Below are 17,534 nucleotides of genomic sequence, written 5' to 3'. Positions count from 1 at the left end.
TTACGAGCGCGGCTGGCTGCCGCGCGTGACCTGAAACCGGCGTCCGGGAGCTACCAACTCCTCTGATCCGGGCCCGCCGAGAGGCGGATGCGCATCGGCGCGGTGCCGACGGCTTTGCACGAGAAGTCGGCACCGCGCCTCCTACGAACACCGAGGAGCCGCTGCGATGCAGCATGCCCTGACACACCCGCGCCCCGACCCACCTCCATCGACTGGTCCGCACCGCCGTCGTACTGAACGGCGGCGGCCGTGAAGAAGACGACGGGAGCCCTCGTCGGTCTGTGCGCCGCCGGACCACTCCTGCTGGCACTGCCGATCCTTGGCATCGGTGCTGGGACCGCCTCGGCCTCGTGCTCGACCAACGGTGCAAAGGGGGTAGACGCCTCCGCCGTCGCCAAGCAGGTGAAGGCCATCCTGGACGGCGGCGACAAGGGCTCGGTCTCCGTGCCGGGCCTGGACGCGCCTGCCGATCAGGTGCCCAACGCCAAGACGATCCAGGCCACGGGCGTCGCGATGAACATCCCCGCCCGAGGGCAGGTCGTCGCCCTGGCGACCGCGCTGCAGGAGAGCGGCCTGCGGAACCTGACCTACGGCGACCGCGATTCGCTGGGTCTCTTCCAGCAGCGGCCGTCGATGGGCTGGGGCACGGCCAGCCAGATCCTTGACCCGGTGCACGCCTCGACGAAGTTCTACGAGGGGCTCAAGAAGGTCTCCGGCTGGCAGTCCCTATCTGTCACCCAGGCCGCCCAGGCGGTGCAGAAGTCGGGCTTCCCCGAGGCGTACGCCAAGTGGGAGCCACTGGCCACCGCCCTGCAGAAGGCCATCGAACCCCTGCTGCAGAAGGCCGGCGGTGCATCGCCGAGCCCGTCGCCGTCCGGTTCTGCCGACACCGGCAGCCCCTCTCCCGATTCCGCGGGCGGTTGTTCGGCGGACGGCGACGGGACGGACTTCGGCACCATCCCGGCGGGCGCCCTGCCGGACGAGTACAAGATCCCCGCCTCCGCGCCGCCGAAGGTGCAGACGGCGATCCGGTGGGCGCTCGGCCAGCTCGGCACCCCGTATCAGTGGGGCGGCACTTGCACCGACTCCCACGGCAAGAACCCGATGGGACGCTGCGACTGCTCCTCCCTGATGCAGGGCGCGTACAAAGCCGCCGGGGTCACCCTGACGCGGACCACGTACACGCAGGTCAAGGACGGCAAGGCCGTTTCGGTCGATGCCCTCAAGCCGGGCGACCTCCTCTTCACCGAGGGGACGGCCGCCGTACCGGAACACGTCGGGATGGCGATCGGACAGGGCCTGATCGTCCACGCCCCGCACACCGGTGACGTCGTACGGATCACCACCGTCGCGTCCTGGAAATCGCGGATTCTCGCGGCCCGCCGAGTCGTCTGACCGGCGCTCCTCCCCCCTCCTCACCTCCCCCTCGCACCGCTGGTTCGCCCCGCCGGGCTTTGGCGTGCGTTCATTCGAACTGGAGTTCCCATGTATCTCGCTGACCAGGTCATACAGCTCGCCTACGACCCCGGAATCAAGCCGAACGAGGGCGGGCTCCCTGGCCTCAACGTCCTCAAGCAGGTAATGGGCTCGATCAACCTCTTCGGGCTCATCGCCGTGGTCGGCGCTCTCGCCGTCAGTGCGGGCGTGTGGGCCTGGGGTCACCACTCGGGTGGTCACCAGGCCGAGGCGAACGGGAAGAAGGGCGTGCTGGTAAGCGCGGGCGCGGCACTTCTGCTTGGTGCGGCCAACGGTGTGGTGGCGTTCTTCTCGACGCTCGGGACGCAGGTGTCTTAATGATGAAGTCAAGCCCCCTGCGCCACAGGCGGACCGCCGACATACGGCCGTCCATCACGCAACATCACCCACAACACCCCGACTCGGCGTCGCGCCAGTGCGAGCACGGCCTGGACATGCGTCTGGCCCTCGGCTCGCTTCCTGAGGTAGTACTCGCGCGACTGGCCGGGCCTCATCATCGCCGTCTGCGCGGACAAGTAGAAGATGTGCCGCAGCCGCGCAGCCGGGCGGTGTCAGCGATGACCAGCGCGGAGTTCGTGGCGATCGTCGGCGACCTGTCCGGGTACACCAACGCTGGACGGTCCGGCGGCCGGAGTCGCGTGGCACCGGGGCCAGCCCCGCGGCGACGGTATCCGGGGCAGCGGTGGTCGCCGTCGTGCTCGCTCGCGGAGAGTCAGGCCGGGTCCGGCGGGCCGTCAGCCGAAGGCGAGACCGATCCGTTCGGCTCGGCCGGCAGGCGCGAGAGCCGGTGAAAGCGCGAGAGGTTGAAGCCACGCCCTGAACCTCACCGGCGGGCACGGCGAAGAGGTCGATGCCCTCTTCGCTGGGCACCGACGGGGCGGCCTCCCGGATGGCGAGGAGCGCTTCGCCCTGCTCGCGGTGCGGCAGTCGGCGCGACGCACGATCGGTGTGTCCCTCGAAAGTCATGGTCAGCCCTCGGTCAGGTGTATTTGAAGGTGAAGGCGAGCGCGACGCTCACGGTGGCGACCAGGGCGATCTGGGCGCTGATCTGCCGCCAGCCCCAGCCCTTCCTGTCCATCCAGCGCAGTGGACGCCTTCAAGTCGGCGCGACGGGCTCCTCGGAGATCACGAGGTGGAGAAACGCCCGGCAGTGCTCGCCCAGATGTTTGATCACAGCGTGGTACTCGTCGTCATCGGAGCTGATGTGGTGCCGGTCGAGGACGATCACGCCGTCGGCCAAGCCCTCTCGGAGCTGCCGCTCGGCTTCCCCCCAACCAGGTCGATCCCACGGCGGCGTGTAAACGCCCTGGCTCGCACTGGACGCCGGGAAGTACGTCGTGCTCACCGGGACGGCCACATCGTGGAGCCGAGCGGCGATCGCGTAACCGAGCTGGTCGGCCTCAGCCTGCAGCGTCCCCCAGTCCTCGTCAGGTCGGGCCCTCGGACTCGGTACCAAGCTGTACGCCAGCACGCGCAGCGGCTGATCGTCCTGCGTGTCAACGACCTGTCGGTAGAAGTGCTGTCGGACGCCTCGGAGTTGGCCAGCTCGGGACTGGCGCTTCACCCTGGGAGAGGTGCGGGGCCATCTCGGGTGGTCATTGCCAGCAATCGGCGACCCACCGCCCGCGTGCTTCTCACGCCCCCGGTCGAAGGCAACGAGGCTCAACACGTCGGGTCCGTGCTTGACTGCATCGTGCGGCGACATGGGGGTGCCTCCGTGAGTGTGGGGATGACCGCGTAGGTAGTTCGGCCGCCGTCCGCGACGCCCCACCGAAGCGACAGACAGGCGACGAGGTGCAGCCCTCGACCACCGAGGCCAGCGGCACTTGCACGTCGTCGCCTGGCCGGTGCGGTGCCGTCGTCGGTGACTCGGATTCGAAGCTCGTGGTCGTCGTGTCGCAGTCGCAGTCGGACATCCCCGGAACCGTGGATGATCGCGTTGAATACCAACTCCGAGACGACGAGCCGAGCGTCCTCTGCCGGCGCCTCCGGCAACGACCACTGCTTCAGCACGGTGGCCGTGGTTCGTCGTGCTTTAGCGACGTGCACATCCTTCGGCTCCATGGCCATCTCGAAGACGTGAGAGGTCAACGGACACCGAGCGGTCGCGGCGCCGACGTCGTGGGCGCCACCGTCGTCGCCCCCAGGTCGGGGTGGCGTTGCTGTCCGGTGCGTGGTCATGCGCACATCGCACCGTGGCTGCGCGATCCGGAACAGGGGAAACCGGAGGGGGGAAATCTTTGTCAAGGGGGGAAAACAGGGGGGAGTTGAGGGGAGTATTGGCTTTCTCCCACGGATAGGGGTCAGACTCATGGCAGTGGATCCATTTGCCGAGCTGCTCCGTCACCTGCGGCGTAACGCGAATCGGACGCAGGACGAGCAGGCCGCTGCGATCAACGCCGCCTCCGGGCGGGCAACGATGACCCGCCGAGAGGTCAATCGGTACGAAAAAGGTGCCAACGTTCCGACGGACCACACCCTGGGGAACATCGCTTTGGCCTGCGGCGTCCCGCTGGAGCCACTGCTGCGCGAGGCGAAAGCCGCCCGCGCCAGACGGCGAGAGAAGAACAAGGCCGAAGCGGAGGACCTGGACGACGTGAAACGCCGAACGCTGCTGGGAGGCGCAGTCATCGGTGCGGCTGCGGCTGCCGAGCCGTGGGGCCGGCTCGCCTATGCACTCAGCAAGGGTTCCAAGATCGACGCTGAGTCAGCGGGCGTACTCATTGATCACGCTGCCCGGTTACACGTAGACGAGCTGAACGAGAGCGCGCTCAGCCTGCAGTCGCGGGTCGAGGCGCACCTGGACGCGATCACCGCAGCCCTACCCCGCGCCGGCACCCATGAGCGAGCGCTGACCATCGCGGCGGGAGAGACCGCAGCTCTTGCCGGGTGGATCGCCTGGGATCTTGGTGAGCACGACAAGGCTGCCTCCTATTACGGAGTGACCTCGGAGTGCGCGAAGAAGGCGGGGCATCCCCCTCTGCGCGCCCTGGCTCTGGGTTACGCAAGCTACGGCGCCCCCAGCCCTGCGAAGGCGCTGGAGATGCTGTCGCAGGCAGCTCAGGACGTACGCGGACGTGGCAACGCAACCGCCGCAGCGTGGGCCCTGGGCCGGTACGCGGAGGAGGCCGCTCAGTCAGGCGATGACGCTGGCGCCCTCCGCGCACTGGACCAGGCTAAGTTCGCCTATGACTTCGCCGACCACACGAGCGAGCAGGCGTGGGTCCGCTTCGTGACGCCGTACCGGATGGACTCCTTAACCCTCTCGGTCTACGGCGAACTCAAGCGCCAGGAGCTGACGACCACAGCCGACTCCGCAGTCGAGCGCCTCGGCGGTGAACTACCCGAGTCCGGAGTTGTCGTCCTCGGGGACCTGGCGTCCGCCCTTCTGCGCGGCGGCGACGTAGACCGCGGGGCCTACGTCGCGCACCAGTTCGCAGCAGCGGCGGAGTCGAAGCCCAACACCATGGGCCGTCAGCGGGCGCAGGCCATCGCTGCCGGGCTTCCCGACGCCGAGCACGATCTGGCCAGCCACCTGCTGACGTTCGCGACGTTGTGACTCCTCCCAGCGCTCAGGCTCGTCAAGAGCAAGTCGTTGAATGGCGGGCCCTTACCGTGGGCACGTCTCGTCGACGACCCAGGACAGGTAAGCCTCCGAGCCTCCCGTCACGGGCAGCGTGACCCACTGAGGGACGTCGTACGGGTGCCTCTCGTGCAGCCACGCCTCCAGTGCGGGGAGGCGATCCGACGACGTCATGTAAGAGATCCGCCACTCCTGAGCCGTTTCGACCTTCCCCTGCCACCAGTAGAAGGCCGCGATGGGCGCATCGATGTGGACACCCGCCGCCAGCTTGCTCTCAACAGCGCCTCTGGCGAGGGACTTCGCCAGCTCCTCGTCGTCACTTGTCGTCTGCGCGATCACGATCTCGTGGTCCATGCGGCTACCTCTCCAGCTCGGGTACCGCGACCCTATCCATGTGTTCGACGCAGGCCAGCGGGTGGTAGCCGGCGGGAGACCAGCAAACGCACTGATTACTTCTGAAGCACGGGACTGTAAAACGTTCGGCTCTGTCCCGTAGTCGGTGGTGACGCTGGGTACCTGTTAGGGCAGGAGGATGCGGTGGCGGAGGAGGTCGAACCCGGCGCGGCCGTGCATCTGCCTCATGATCCGCTTGGTGCGAGTGTTGACGCCTTCGGTGCGGCCGTTGTGGTAGGGCAAGGTGACGCCGGCGTCCACGGCACGCCGGTCGATTTCCAGGCCGTTGGTGAAGCTGCGCAGGTGAGGCAGGCCGACGGCACGGGCAGCCGTGATCCACTCGGTGAGTTTCGTGTCGTTACCCTCGGCCGGTGGGTCTGTGTAGCGAACGGTGGAACTCGTCGGTTTTGTTCAGCGGCGTCCGGCAGTGAGCCGGCCGTCGAAGGTGATGTCGAAGGCTTGGAGTGCGGCCTTCCATCGCATGGTCCAGCGTTTGCGTCCGGTGCCGGTCGGGTCCAGGCTCATGACGGCCAGGTAGACGCATTTGAGGGCGGCCTGGTCAGTGGGGAAGTGCCCCCGGGCCCGGACGGCCTTGCGGATCCGCGCGTTGATGCTCTCGATCGCGTTGGTAGTGCAGACGATCTTGCGGATCTCCACGTCGAACTGGAGGAAGGGCACGAACTCCGCCCAGGCCGCCTCCCAGAGCCGGACGATCGCCGGATACTTCCCGCCCCAGGCCTCGGTGAACTCCACGAACCGCTCCAGCGCGGCCTCTTCGGTCGGCGCGGTATAGACGGGCCTGAGCGTCTTCGCGATCTTCTCCCAGTCCTGCCGGGCCGCGTAACGAAAGCTGTTCCTCAGCAGATGAACAACACAGGTCTGGACGATCGTCGCAGGCCAAACCGTATTCACGGCGTCCGGGAGCCCGGTCAGGCCGTCACAGACCAGCATCAGGACATCGGCCGCGCCGCGGTTCTTGATCTCGGTCAGGACCTGAAGCCAGTACTTCGCGCCTTCACCACCGTCGCCGATCCACAGGCCCAGGATGTCCCGGTGCCCCTCGGCGGTGACCGCCACCGCCATGTACACCGGCCGGTTGGCGACGTGCCCGTCCCGGACCTTCACGTTCACGCAGTCGATGAAGACGACCGGGTAGACGCTGTCCAGCGGACGGTTCTGCCATTCAGTCATGCCGGCCATCACGCTGTCAGTGATCGTGGAGATCGTGGACTTGGAGATCTCCGCGCCGTACACCTCGGCGAGATGCGCGGAGATCTCCCCATGCGTCAGCCCTTTCGCCGACAGCGACAGGACCATCTCGTCCACCCCGCCCAGACGCCGCTGGCGCTTCTTCACCAACTGCGGCTCGAACGACCCGGCTCGGTCCCGCGGCACCGCGATCTCGACCGGTCCCGACTCGGTGATCACCGTCTTGGACCGGTGCCCGTTGCGGTAGTTCTCCCGACCACCCTCGGCCCGCCCGCCGGGCTCGTGCCCCAGGTGATCAGTGAGCTCGCCCTCCAGCGCGGACTCCAGCACCCGCTTGGTCAGCTGCTGCAGCAGGCCGCCCTCCCCGGTGAGTTTCACCCCACCAGCCCGGGCCCGGGCCACCAGCTCGGCGACCAGCCCGTCATCCACGGGACTCGCCGCACTCACAACGGCCTCCCCGGCCTCGATGTCACTCGTCACGTCAGTCATCAACTGGCGCTTCCAGCTCGGGAGTTACACCGCTCACCGTACAGACCCGGCCGCGGCCGTGTGCTGAAAGTGCCGGAGGCGGCGCGGGCTCCAGTCGGTCAGGTGCCGTGACAGCAGGTAGATGACGTGGGCTGTCGTGGCTTTCAGCGCCTGCGCGACGCGGGCAATGGGGAAGCCGCCGGGCACGGTCTTGCGGAACTGGGTGACAGTGATGCTGTCCGGGTCGGGCCCGGCAGCTGCAGGCCGCGCCTGTCGACACGGTCCAACCGCGGAGCCCACTGGGGTGGGTTCGTCTATACCGTGCCCGTCGAGGACCTCACGTGGGGCTGGCAAGCGGTTCGTCCTCGGCGGGCAGGACGCGACAGTTGAAGAGCCACCGCCGGGCTGCGCGTGTGGAGCCTCGCGGTGCATGATGTCGGCGGCCCTTTTGGCTCATCAGGCTGCTCCTGCACAGACGCATGTGCCTTTGGGAGCCGAGAAATTCTGGGTCAGTCACCCGATTTCACGGCAACCGTTACATCTATGCGATAGGACTCCTCGACGATGAGGTCAGGGAACACGCTAATGATCTCTTTACGTTCAGCGGCGAGAATTTCCTCGCTTTCTTGACGAGATAGAACAGCGAAGTAAGACAGGGTGGACAGATTCTTCAAGTGCAAGTCAATCGGCACCCGCCGGCACCAGTGTAGCTCGACGGCAGTGGTCGAAAACGCAGGAGAGGCGCTACGGATCACCTCTGCTGCAGTTCGTGTCACATTGAAGGAATGGTAACTAGGAAGGCGAGCCCTTAGCCTTTCCTCTTGTTCAGCCACCCATGGCACGGTTGAATCTGGAACATTCCACCATGCCGAAAGGGCTCCCCCTCTTCGCAAAACACGCTCTGCTTCGGGAACCGACTTGTTCGAATCCGTCCAATGCCACGCCTGCGCATATGTGACAAAATCCATGACGTTCGACCCGATTGGGAGATAATTTCCGTCTCCCCGAAGGATAGGCACCGCCGGGTGATTGGCTTGAAGCTGCAACGCCATTCCATCGCCAGGCTCCAGCGCGATTACAGTTGCACCCCGATCTTTCATCAGGCGCGTGGCGATTCCGGTTCCCGCGCCAACATCTAGAATCGTCGCACCACGCATGGACATCTTAGCGATGCCCTCTATCCGTTCGAAGAGTTCCACTGGGTAGTGTGGACGAACCGCCGAATAGACGGAAGCGAGGGAATTGAAAGAGTTGGCAAATGCAGATTGAGACAATGATGTCATGAAGTACGTTCACTCTCCCTCGAGATCAGGCGCATGATGAGTCCGAGAGAATCTCTTCGTAGAGATTCTTCAGGGGGCCAGCAGGCTCAACGCCAAGCTCTGCATTGAGTATCTGCTTCGCTTTCAGATAAGCCGATATGGCCTCTCCACCCCTTCCAGACCGAACGAGGGATCGAACGAGATGCTCATGGAGTGTCTCCCTGAGAGGGTGTCGTATTATCTCCCGCCTGGCCTTTTCAATCACTTCATGGTGTGACCCCTGCGCGACATGAAGCCCAAGCAGTTCTTCCAGAACGCATAGACGACGCTCCTGCAGCCAGTCGACTTCTGCTTGAAGGTACTGCGAGAGAGGAACGCCGCCGAACGGTTGTCCGCGCCAGTACGACAGAGCCTCTTCAAGCTTTTCCGAAGCAGTAGCAGTTTCCCCTCTCTTCGCTGCCCGAAATCCCTCATCGGCTAGCTGCTGGAAAATGTAAAGATCGAGTTCGGATGCTGCGCATGCTATTTTGTACCCCCCTGGTGAATGGCTCAAGCGGTAAGCCTCGTCACCGAGCTCCCGTCGAACTTGCCAGGCATAGGTTCTCACGTTTCGGATAGCAGATTTAGGCGGCTCGCTTCCCCATATCCCCTCGACTATCCGATCCAGGGGGACTGTTTCATTCGCCCCGAGGAGCAGCACCCCTAGCAGCTCGGCCTTCTTTCCTCCCATTGTGGCACTCTGCCTCAATGGAGCGAGAAAATCGATATCCCCCAGTATCCTGAACAGCATTGCGAAGTCAAACCTTCAATCAGTTCCCCGTCGGATGCGGCACGGTCAAGACTCCGCGAGGCGGGGAACAGATGTCTAGACCGCTCTGGAATGTTCTCGTCATTTTACTGAGATGTGACCTTGAGATGCGCCCTCAGGTGATGAGTGTATTGAGAAATCTTAATGCCGACATGGCATGATATTCCGGTTTCCATGGCGTCCGTATTAGGTTCAAGGCTTTTGCCGTCCCTCCATCTAGCCAATCCGCGGCACCCGAACAGCCTGTCGACGCTCAGAACTCCGCCGGCGGTTCTCCAACGAGGCTTCTGCGGTTCCCGCATCTTCAGAGGGGCGGGGCGTTGGCGCACGGCCCCTGCCTATACGCCAAGGTCTACCCGAGCTCCACGACGTTGCGTGTAGTGCACGCAGACGCAACTTGGACCTCCCATGTATCCCTGATGGACGGACGTGATCGAGGCTCGTACGACGGATGGTAGGAGTGAACGGCGCGTGCGCGGGGGTGCCCGCGCGGGCGCACTAATTCGCCAAAATGAGAAATGAGGGGTCCCGTGCCCAAGATTATCCTGATCAATGTACGTGCGGATTACCCGGCCGCCGCCTTGGGTGTCACGAGTTCTCACCCGACTACAGTGTCCGGCTGGCGTCACATGTGGTTCATTGAAGAGGGAGACATCCTCGTCGTGCCCGCCCAGATTGAGCAAGATTTCCTGGAATACGTGGGCCAAGTAATCGGCGTGGACACGGATACGATTCTAACCTTGACTCGAAATGAGATCTTGAATGACGAAGTCATCCTTTCCCCGGATTTCGTGGGAGAACTGCAGTCTCTGATCTTCTTGACGAATCGTTCTGAACCTTGGCAGTTCATGCCGTGCTTCTTCACGGATGGTGCCGCTGAACTGTCACGTCTACTTGGCGTGAAGGCAGGAACCGGATGGGAATTTGCCAGCCAACGAGGGCCGGTTCTACTGAATCGCAAGTCGCATTTCAGGCAATTGGCGACAGGCGCGGGATTGCCTGTTCCAAACGGTTGCATCACAAACAATCTGCGTACACTGACTCGCGCAGTGGAACGGCTCCTGCCCGAGACGGGCAGCGTCATCATTAAGGGAGATAATGCCGCTGGGGGGAAAGGGAACATTGCCCTTACCCAGCACTCGATAGATGAGGCATTCGAGGGGGTTCGCGAGACTCGAAAAATTGACATCACAAACGTTGCAGAGGTAGCCGCGAGCGTCTGGGACGAACTGAAAGATCAGCAGGTCCTCGTGGTGGAGAGCTATCACAAGGCGCGCAGTATCTTCTACTTTGAGTTTCACATTAGCGACAGTCGCGAAGTGCGGTTCATCGCATCAGGGTCTGCTCGGCTAGAGCCAAACCCCTCGGACCAAAAGGAACTAGTATGGGTCGGTTTGGACATACCGGCGGATCTTCCTCCATTTTCCTTCGGTAGTGCCGTTACAGAAGCTGCAAAATTTGCGCATCTCGCCGCTGACCTAGGCTATCAGGGCTACATAAACATCGATGCGATCCTTACGGACTCGGGCGAGCTGCTTTTCAATGAGTCCAATGCACGATGGGGGGGTGGCACCATTCTCCATGCCATAAGCGAGCGTTTGGTCGGAACACGCTATTCCGACACCCATAACGTTTCCTCTCTTCGAGATGTCCCTCCGGTCCCCCTGCCGGAAGCACTTGCTCTACTTGCAGAGCAGGAGATTGCCTTTGATAAGAGCCAGGGTCGAGGTGTAATCATTCTGGCTTGTGACCCGCGGCTAGCCAATATGATGGAGTGCCTGATTATCGGGAGTTCCCTTGACGAAAACCGGAAGATTGAAGGAGATCTACGCAAGGCAGTGGATGAATACCTCGCCGCCGCCGCGACTGATCGCTGATTAGGTCTCGGCGATCACGTATGACCAACGCACCAGCAACTCACAACCAATCGGATGGCCCTAATATGAATAAACTTGAGCAGGCGGCAGTCGAGTACGAAGAGAACGGCTACGCCATCATTCGCGACGTCGTCTCGCCGCACCTGATGGAAGAAGTTCGCACCCACGTCGACTGGCTCATCAATAAGTACTCCGAACTGCGCCCGGAGCATCTCCACCACCCGCTGATCCGGGACGATGCCTTTTGGGTGCGCATGATTATGGAAAGTTCCCTTGTCGATGTCGGCGAGCACTTCCTCGGCCCGGACATCGCCTGCTTCACGGCGCACTACGTATGCAAGCCGCCCGTCGACGGACACGCGGTGCTCTGGCACCAGGACGGGGCCTACTGGAAACTCGACCCGATGCAGGCCCTTACGGTCTGGCTCGCGGTGGACGCCACCACTACAGAGAACGGTTGCCTGCGGGTCATTCCAGGTACCCAACACCTGCCACTGCAGAAGACATCGTCCCGCACTGATGTACCCAACCTGCTGTTCTCCTCGTCCGACCAGCGACTCGTCGACGAAATGATCGAGAAGCACGGCATCACCGAAATAGAGCTGAATCCCGGAGACATCTCTATCCATCATCCCAACCTGCTGCACTCCTCTGAACCCAACACTTCAAACACCCGACGGTGCGGACTCGACATCGGTTATATCTCGGCCACCACCCGCATCCTCAGCCAAGGCGTCTATCTCGACCCCATCCTCGCCCGCGGTAACCCGGTTGCCGGAGGCAACGCCTACCGCCCGATCCCGGACTACGTTGAGGGCGAGACGATCCCCTTCGCAGGCTGCGAGGAGTGGAACGATCAGGCCCGCAGACTCAACGAGAGCAGCGGGGCCGGCAGCCACTCACTGAGCGGTACCGCTCCGGTTGATTCCGCCAAGCACATGGTCTCGCGCCTCCAAGAGGGCACCACCAGCCACTAGCCGGGCTTCAGTTCGCCCACGCGGCAGGCTCTCCTTCCACTGCCTAAGAAGCCAGACTGTACGCAGCCTCGCCGTCCGGCCCCTAGGTACATACAGAATCCAGGACACACTCATGAATTTCATGACGGTACACAAGGCTCTCGCGGCTATTGATGACATCAAGGCGCAGTACACGCGTGACCGAGTCGCCTTCATCAAGGGCGAGGACCTCATCGACATCCTGTCCGCCTTCGGGGCGACCCCCGAGAGCATCGAGGATTTCAAGAAGGTCACCGAAGATCTTCCTCCTGACCCGACGCTCGATTTTCGCAAGGCGCGAAACGGCCGCTTCTGTATCGACCCGGCGAATGGGCAGGCCTACCGCACCGAGTTCCAGCCGTTCGTGCTCTCGGCCGAGGAGGACTTTGTCCGCCATGACTCCGGCAAGACACGCCACTTCGCCGAAATGGACAACAATACCCAGCTCAATCCCACTTTCAAGGCGTTGCTGATCTTCAAGGCTTTGATCGCGGGCGACCTTCAGATACTCCACCGTCCGTTCCAGGACTACAACACGGACAAGTGGATCTGCACGGTCTTCCACACTCGTACGATCACCACCCCTCAGCTCACCGGCGAGCCTGCGCTGGAAGGGGTTCACGCCGACGGTGTCGACCACACCATGACCGTCTTCCTCGGCGGCAGGAACATGACCGAGGACAGCGCAATCACGCGCATCCACGACAACGCCGAGAAGAACGCGACCCACTGGGGCCAGGTAGACCCGGAACTGCAGTTCGGCGTGATGCAGCACCGCAACTTCCTCGACACAATTCTGATCGTCGACCACGAGCGAAAGCACAGCGTCTCAACCATCGCAGCGCAGGACGCCGACCAGTCAGCTTGGCGAGACATGCTCGTCTTCTTCACCCGCAAGCCTGCCCTGGAAGGGCACGCCTCCAGTGGCCTCGACTCCACTGCGCCCCACTCGGAGCTACCCATGAGCGTGCAGTTGCCAGCCGCCAGCTAAGCAACCCGTTCGTTCTCCACCAGCACCAGTGGAGAACACTTATGGCGTGACAATTGGGATCCGGACCATGCCTGAAGCCCAGCAATCGCTGTCGGATCCGGGACGAGGCCGCCGTCGCCAAGGTCACGCTGCCCGGCGGATGAACGCATGAGGCATGTGGCCCGCACGAAGGCATGCGGGCCGTGTTGAGTGGCCCCTACTTCAGCTCCGACCGCACCAGACCCGCTTCCCCGTCCTCTTCCTGGGGCTGAGGGGTTCACGCACCGATGCTCGCGCATGCGCCCGCTGCGGATGGATCCAACCGGGCAATGCCATGCCCAACAAGACCGACAACGGCCTGCGCGATCTGCCCATTACCTGGTGAACACCCCGACGGCGGCTTCCGCGTACAGAGCCGCCCACCTCCACACACTTCACACAGCCCCCTTGGAGGATCGAGTGAAGACGGAAACCGCACAAGTTCGCGCCGATGAAAAACGCTCTTGGCACTCAGGCAAATGTCACTGCGGGGCAGTCACATTTGACGTCCTGCTCACGTCGCACCTGACCGTCTCTCTGTGCAACTGCGATATCTGCTTCAAGTCCGGCTTCCAAGAGATCCTGGTCACCGAGGACCGCTTCCGTATCACGAAGGGTCAGGGCCACTTGGAGCCCTACAAGTTCGGCGAATCGGCCAGCCACACCTTCTGCAAGACCTGCCACATTCTGCCCTTCTACCGCCCCAGGTCCCACCCCACCGGGTACTACAGCGTCAACGCACGCTGTATGGACGACCTCAGCTTCGCCGAGGTGAAGTACCACGACTTTGACGGACAGAACTGGGCAGCCAGTCTTGCGGCTGGTCTGCAGGCCTTCACTGAGTGAGGCATCACGCTTGCTGCCGAGAGGTGTCGCATGGCTCATCCACGCCATCAGAAGCGGTTCGACAGCGCCAGACCAGTACACCGCCCAGCGGGCGAAGCTTGATTCCAGACATGCGAACCTACGTTGTCCAGCTTCGCTGAATGCCTCGTCGTTAGCCCATCGCGTGACCAGGCCCGGGCCACCGAAGAGGACAAGGCGGCCAACAGCGCCTATTCCAATCCTTTCTGTCCGCGGCATCTACGAATGCCGCGGACAGGTGCCGACCTGTCCTTCTGCCGGGATGTGACACATGAACACTCAGGCTCACGCCTTCGCCCACGACTCTTCATCTGACCGGCCGGCAGCCAGCCCGCGCCGTACTAATCGAGCGGCCCACTTCAAGTGGGCCGAAATGCAGAAGCCAGACATCCTGGCGGCAGGAGCAGCCGAAATGGACTTCGGCACCGCTCCAGTGGTCCAAGAGGCGCTGCACGAAGCTGTTCGCGAGCACCTGTTGGGCTATCTGCCACAGGCTCTCACAGACTCTGTGCGCCGTGCCTGCGCCGACTGGCAACAAGACACCTACGGCTGGAGCGTGGATGCAGACGATGTACAACTCCTGCCGGACGTAGTCCGCGCCTTGCATGTCGCCATCCAGTACTTCTCCAAACCCGCCACACCTGTCATCGTCCCCACACCTGCATATCCGCCCTTCCTAAAGGTGCCTGCCGTGCTGGGCCGACCGGTCATCGAAGTCGATATGGTCAACATCAAAGGTCGGTTCACGTATGACCTCGAAGAATTGGACCGGGCCTTCAGGGCGGGCGGCCACATACTGCTCCTGTGTAACCCCCACAATCCGACGGGGCGAGTTCTGGACCGAACTGAACTGGCCGCCCTCAGCGAAGTTGTCGAGCGACACGGCGGCCGTGTTTTCGCGGACGAAGTTCACGCCCCACTGACCTACCCCGGCCAGCAGCACATCCCATACGCGTCGATCAGTCCAGCTGCAGCTGCCCACACCATCACTGCCACCTCCGCCTCGAAAGCGTGGAATCTGCCGGGTCTGAAGTGCGCTCAGGTGTTGCTAAGCAATGATGCTGACCGCAACCGCTGGCAGCGCCTGGACCGACTTGCAACCGACGGTACTTCGGTCCTGGGCGCTGTCGCGAATGCCGCGGCCTTCCGCCACGGGAGGCCCTGGCTGGAGCAAACCATAGGGCTGCTCGACCGCAACCGTCACCGCCTTGGTTGTCAGCTGAAGCAAGCCCACCCGTGCATCAGCTACGTCCCCCCTGAGGGCACCTATCTGGCGTGGCTTGACTGCCGTTCGCTAGCCCTGGACAGGACGCCAGCCCGCTACTTCGCCGACAGAGGGCAGATCTCCACCCTCGATGGGGGCGACTGCGGACGAGCTGGCAAAGGATTCGTCCGCCTGAACTTTGCCACGGACCTCGATGTCCTGACACGGATTGTCCATCGCATCGCGGCCTCTCTCGCCCCCTGCCGTATCTCGTGACGGCCCGCGGGTCTACCGGAACAAAGGCGAACAGTGTGTGGTGCCCTGGACGGCTGCGGCCACCATTCCCCGTTCGCGGCCGTCCGCTTGCAGGCGACTCTCTGCATGGTGAATGAAGCGGGGTGACGGCGACACGGCCGTTACGCACGAAGCATGACCCCGTCTGCGGCCGGGCTGGCCGTTCAGCGCGACGACACCGTGGACACGAACAGGCGCGCAGCGGAACGCAGGACTACCAGAGCCATCGGTCGAGGAACTCCGTCCAGATGAAGCCGATGTACCCGTCGAACGCGGGCGGGTCGATCCGCTTGGGCTCGTCCTCGTGCTCGTCGGGGTCGTTGAGGATCTCGGATCGGCTCACGTGCCGGCCGTAGTGGTGCAGGCACTGGAGCGACAGGGCGATGGAGGAATTGGCGAACCAGGCCTCGTCGTTCCCACCGGATGCGCAGGCGACGGATCCCGTGGAGCCAGAGGGATGGGGCGACGCTCGACGACGTAGCTGAAGATGCGCAGGCCGGTGCCACGGGCCTCGCCCCGCTTCTCGATCACGGGCCGGATCCCGCGCTGTCAGAGCAGGCGACGGTGGATGTCGTGGTGATAGCCACGGTCAGCCAGCAGAGCATCCGGGCGGCGCCGCGGCCTGCCGACCGGGCCCGCGAGCGGGATGCCCTGCCCGTCGACGGTGACGTGGTGCTTGCTGCCCGGCCGTGCGCAGTCGACCGGGCGGGGCGCGCTTTTGGGCCCTTGCCAGCTGCCCTAACGGGGGAGGAGTCGATCACCGCCCGGCCCCGATCCAGCTGGTTCTTCGACCGCAGCTTCTCCAGCAGCAGGACGTGCAGCTTGTCCCAGACACCGGCCTCGTTCCCTGCAGCCAGGCGCCGCCAGCAGGTCATGCCCGAGCCGAAGCCGAGCTCCTGGGGCAGGTCTCCCACTGGATGCCGGTATGCAGCACGAAGAGGATGCCGCACAGGGCCTGCCGGTCCGGCACCCGCGGTGATGGCGCTGAACGGAAAATCAACGTTCACGTAGGCAGGCGGCAGCGCCGTTCGGCGGAGCCGAACGGTCTCACTACGAAGCGGCGGGGTTGGTCAGGCTGCGCTGGTGGGGGCGAGAGTGACGTGGTGGCCGAGGTGTTCGAGCTGCCGGACGAGGTCGCGGGTCTTGCGCTGCGGGTTGAGATGTCGCTGGTGCCAGTCCGGGGCCGAGTTCCTGATACCGGGCCTGTGGGTCGTCGATCAGGTGCCAGACAATGACGAGGATGGATCGTGCGACCGCGGCCAGGGCCTTGGCGTGACCTCGCCGTTTGACCAGCCGCCGGTAGCGGGCACCAAGAAAGGTGTCGGTCCGGGCGGCGGCGCTGGCCGCTTCGCCCAAGGCGCCCTTGAGCCAGGCGTTCCCCTTGCCAGCGGGCCCGGTGGTGCTGATCGGCGTGCACGTGGCAACAGTCGGTGACCCCTGGCTGGCCCCCGCGTCAGACTCTTTCTCGGGCTCGCAAGCCCAAACGCCATCGACGTGGACGAACAGCCTCCGTAGAACATGATCGAGGCCCGTACCTGGCGACCGATACGGCGGAAAGGCGCATGCCGCCCGATGGCGTCACGCCTGCACCGATTTTCACGCCGCCAGGCGTCACGGGAGTTACAGGAGGACTCTTTGAAATCGGGATCGGCATCAGCGGTCTGCCCTCGACCAGCTTCGGCGCCGGCTGGGGCAGCAACGGTTCGTTGAGCGACCACAGTTCACCCGAGAGGACGAGGACATCACCAGGCGGATCGGGCGCAGCAGGTGGGCCTGTTCCGCTACGGCTTGATCCAGGATCTGATCGACACGAACCTCGCGACGCGCCAGCGCGGGCAACTCGCTCGCGAGCTGGCCGAGCAGGAGCTCACCTACCCATTCGGCCGGCAGGTGAAGGTCGCTCGCGGCACGCTGGACCGGTGGGTCCCCCGCTACCGGGCGGGCGGTTGCCTCGCACTGGTGCGACCCAACGGGGGCACGTATCGCGGCTGTGGCCCAAGTCCCTCGCGCCACCACACCCCGTACAGCACGCAGACGCATCATCCGGCGTGTGTGCCTGCACGATCACCGCGGCCCCGTGCTGTCAGCACCC

At 63.8% G+C, this 17,534-nt stretch carries 15 protein-coding genes and 2 pseudogenes; 8 read left to right on the top strand and 9 right to left on the bottom strand.

Annotation, left to right across the window (positions count from 1 at the left end; genetic code table 11):
• The first annotated feature begins 249 nt into the window (after positions 1–249).
• Positions 250–1,395 (top strand): C40 family peptidase, encoded by a 1,146-nt coding sequence (locus EOT10_RS27925; RefSeq protein ID WP_127831100.1) that lies wholly within the window; start codon positions 250–252, stop codon positions 1,393–1,395.
• A 90-nt stretch (positions 1,396–1,485) separates the two neighbouring features.
• On the top strand, positions 1,486–1,794 hold the full coding sequence (locus EOT10_RS27920) for a DUF6112 family protein (RefSeq protein ID WP_127831099.1): 309 nt from the start codon (positions 1,486–1,488) through the stop codon (positions 1,792–1,794).
• A gap of 8 nt (positions 1,795–1,802) precedes the next feature.
• Here the strand turns inward: EOT10_RS27920 and EOT10_RS43200 are convergent.
• From EOT10_RS43200 to EOT10_RS27900, 3 genes and pseudogenes are all read right to left on the bottom strand, one after another.
• Positions 1,803–2,136, bottom strand: a pseudogene (locus EOT10_RS43200) (hypothetical protein); the annotation flags it as partial.
• Between the two features lie 436 nt (positions 2,137–2,572).
• Complete coding sequence (locus EOT10_RS27905) at positions 2,573–3,181, bottom strand: hypothetical protein (protein WP_127831098.1); 609 nt, start codon at positions 3,179–3,181, stop codon at positions 2,573–2,575.
• Positions 3,139–3,540, bottom strand: coding sequence for an ATP-binding protein (locus tag EOT10_RS27900; RefSeq protein WP_223281251.1), 402 nt, complete (start codon positions 3,538–3,540; stop codon positions 3,139–3,141). The genes EOT10_RS27905 and EOT10_RS27900 overlap by 43 nt, the downstream gene beginning before the upstream one ends.
• A 247-nt stretch (positions 3,541–3,787) precedes the next feature.
• On the opposite strand from EOT10_RS27900, the gene EOT10_RS27895 reads away from it, so the two are divergent.
• A complete protein-coding gene (locus EOT10_RS27895; RefSeq protein ID WP_127831097.1) occupies positions 3,788–5,035 on the top strand; it encodes a helix-turn-helix domain-containing protein in 1,248 nt (415 codons plus the stop codon).
• Positions 5,036–5,086: 51 nt separating this feature from the next.
• Here the strand turns inward: EOT10_RS27895 and cutA are convergent, their stop codons facing one another.
• From cutA to EOT10_RS27870, 5 genes and pseudogenes are all read right to left on the bottom strand, one after another.
• Positions 5,087–5,413: a divalent-cation tolerance protein CutA gene (gene cutA / locus EOT10_RS27890; protein WP_127831096.1), complete on the bottom strand. Its 327-nt coding sequence runs from the start codon at positions 5,411–5,413 to the stop codon at positions 5,087–5,089.
• A 165-nt stretch (positions 5,414–5,578) separates the two neighbouring features.
• Positions 5,579–5,824 (bottom strand): annotated as a pseudogene (locus EOT10_RS27885) (transposase); the annotation flags it as partial.
• Between the two features lie 39 nt (positions 5,825–5,863).
• Positions 5,864–7,150 (bottom strand): IS256 family transposase, encoded by a 1,287-nt coding sequence (locus tag EOT10_RS27880; RefSeq protein ID WP_127831095.1) that lies wholly within the window; start codon positions 7,148–7,150, stop codon positions 5,864–5,866.
• Between the two features lie 488 nt (positions 7,151–7,638).
• Entirely contained in the window at positions 7,639–8,412 is a 774-nt protein-coding gene (locus tag EOT10_RS27875) for a class I SAM-dependent methyltransferase (RefSeq protein ID WP_127831094.1), read from the bottom strand.
• Between the two features lie 25 nt (positions 8,413–8,437).
• The gene (locus EOT10_RS27870; protein WP_127831093.1) at positions 8,438–9,181 is read right to left on the bottom strand and encodes an AfsR/SARP family transcriptional regulator; all 744 of its coding nucleotides are present in this window, start codon (positions 9,179–9,181) and stop codon (positions 8,438–8,440) included.
• Positions 9,182–9,729: 548 nt separating this feature from the next.
• Here EOT10_RS27870 and EOT10_RS27865 point away from each other — a divergent pair.
• The 5 genes from EOT10_RS27865 to EOT10_RS27845 all read left to right on the top strand — a co-directional run bounded on the left by EOT10_RS27865 (position 9,730) and on the right by EOT10_RS27845 (position 15,424).
• Positions 9,730–11,076: a preATP grasp domain-containing protein gene (locus EOT10_RS27865; RefSeq protein ID WP_127831092.1), complete on the top strand. Its 1,347-nt coding sequence runs from the start codon at positions 9,730–9,732 to the stop codon at positions 11,074–11,076.
• Between the two features lie 65 nt (positions 11,077–11,141).
• Positions 11,142–12,053 carry a phytanoyl-CoA dioxygenase family protein gene (locus EOT10_RS27860; protein WP_127831091.1) on the top strand — a complete coding sequence of 304 codons (912 nt, stop codon included), beginning with the start codon at positions 11,142–11,144 and terminating at the stop codon, positions 12,051–12,053.
• A gap of 112 nt (positions 12,054–12,165) precedes the next feature.
• A complete protein-coding gene (locus tag EOT10_RS27855; RefSeq protein ID WP_223281248.1) occupies positions 12,166–13,062 on the top strand; it encodes a 2OG-Fe dioxygenase family protein in 897 nt (298 codons plus the stop codon).
• 438 nt (positions 13,063–13,500) lie between these two features.
• The gene (locus EOT10_RS27850; protein ID WP_223281247.1) at positions 13,501–13,926 is read left to right on the top strand and encodes a GFA family protein; all 426 of its coding nucleotides are present in this window, start codon (positions 13,501–13,503) and stop codon (positions 13,924–13,926) included.
• Between the two features lie 430 nt (positions 13,927–14,356).
• A complete protein-coding gene (locus EOT10_RS27845) occupies positions 14,357–15,424 on the top strand; it encodes a MalY/PatB family protein (protein WP_262985447.1) in 1,068 nt (355 codons plus the stop codon).
• A gap of 232 nt (positions 15,425–15,656) precedes the next feature.
• Here EOT10_RS27845 and EOT10_RS42660 read toward each other — a convergent pair whose 3' ends face one another.
• Positions 15,657–15,785, bottom strand: a complete 129-nt coding sequence (locus EOT10_RS42660) for a hypothetical protein (protein ID WP_262985449.1) — start codon at positions 15,783–15,785, stop codon at positions 15,657–15,659.
• Positions 15,786–17,534 lie beyond the last annotated feature (1,749 nt).

Source organism: Streptomyces antnestii (assembly GCF_004005495.1).
Classification (GTDB): Bacteria; Actinomycetota; Actinomycetes; order Streptomycetales; family Streptomycetaceae; genus Streptomyces; species Streptomyces antnestii.
This window is presented reverse-complemented; position numbering and strand designations above follow the sequence as displayed.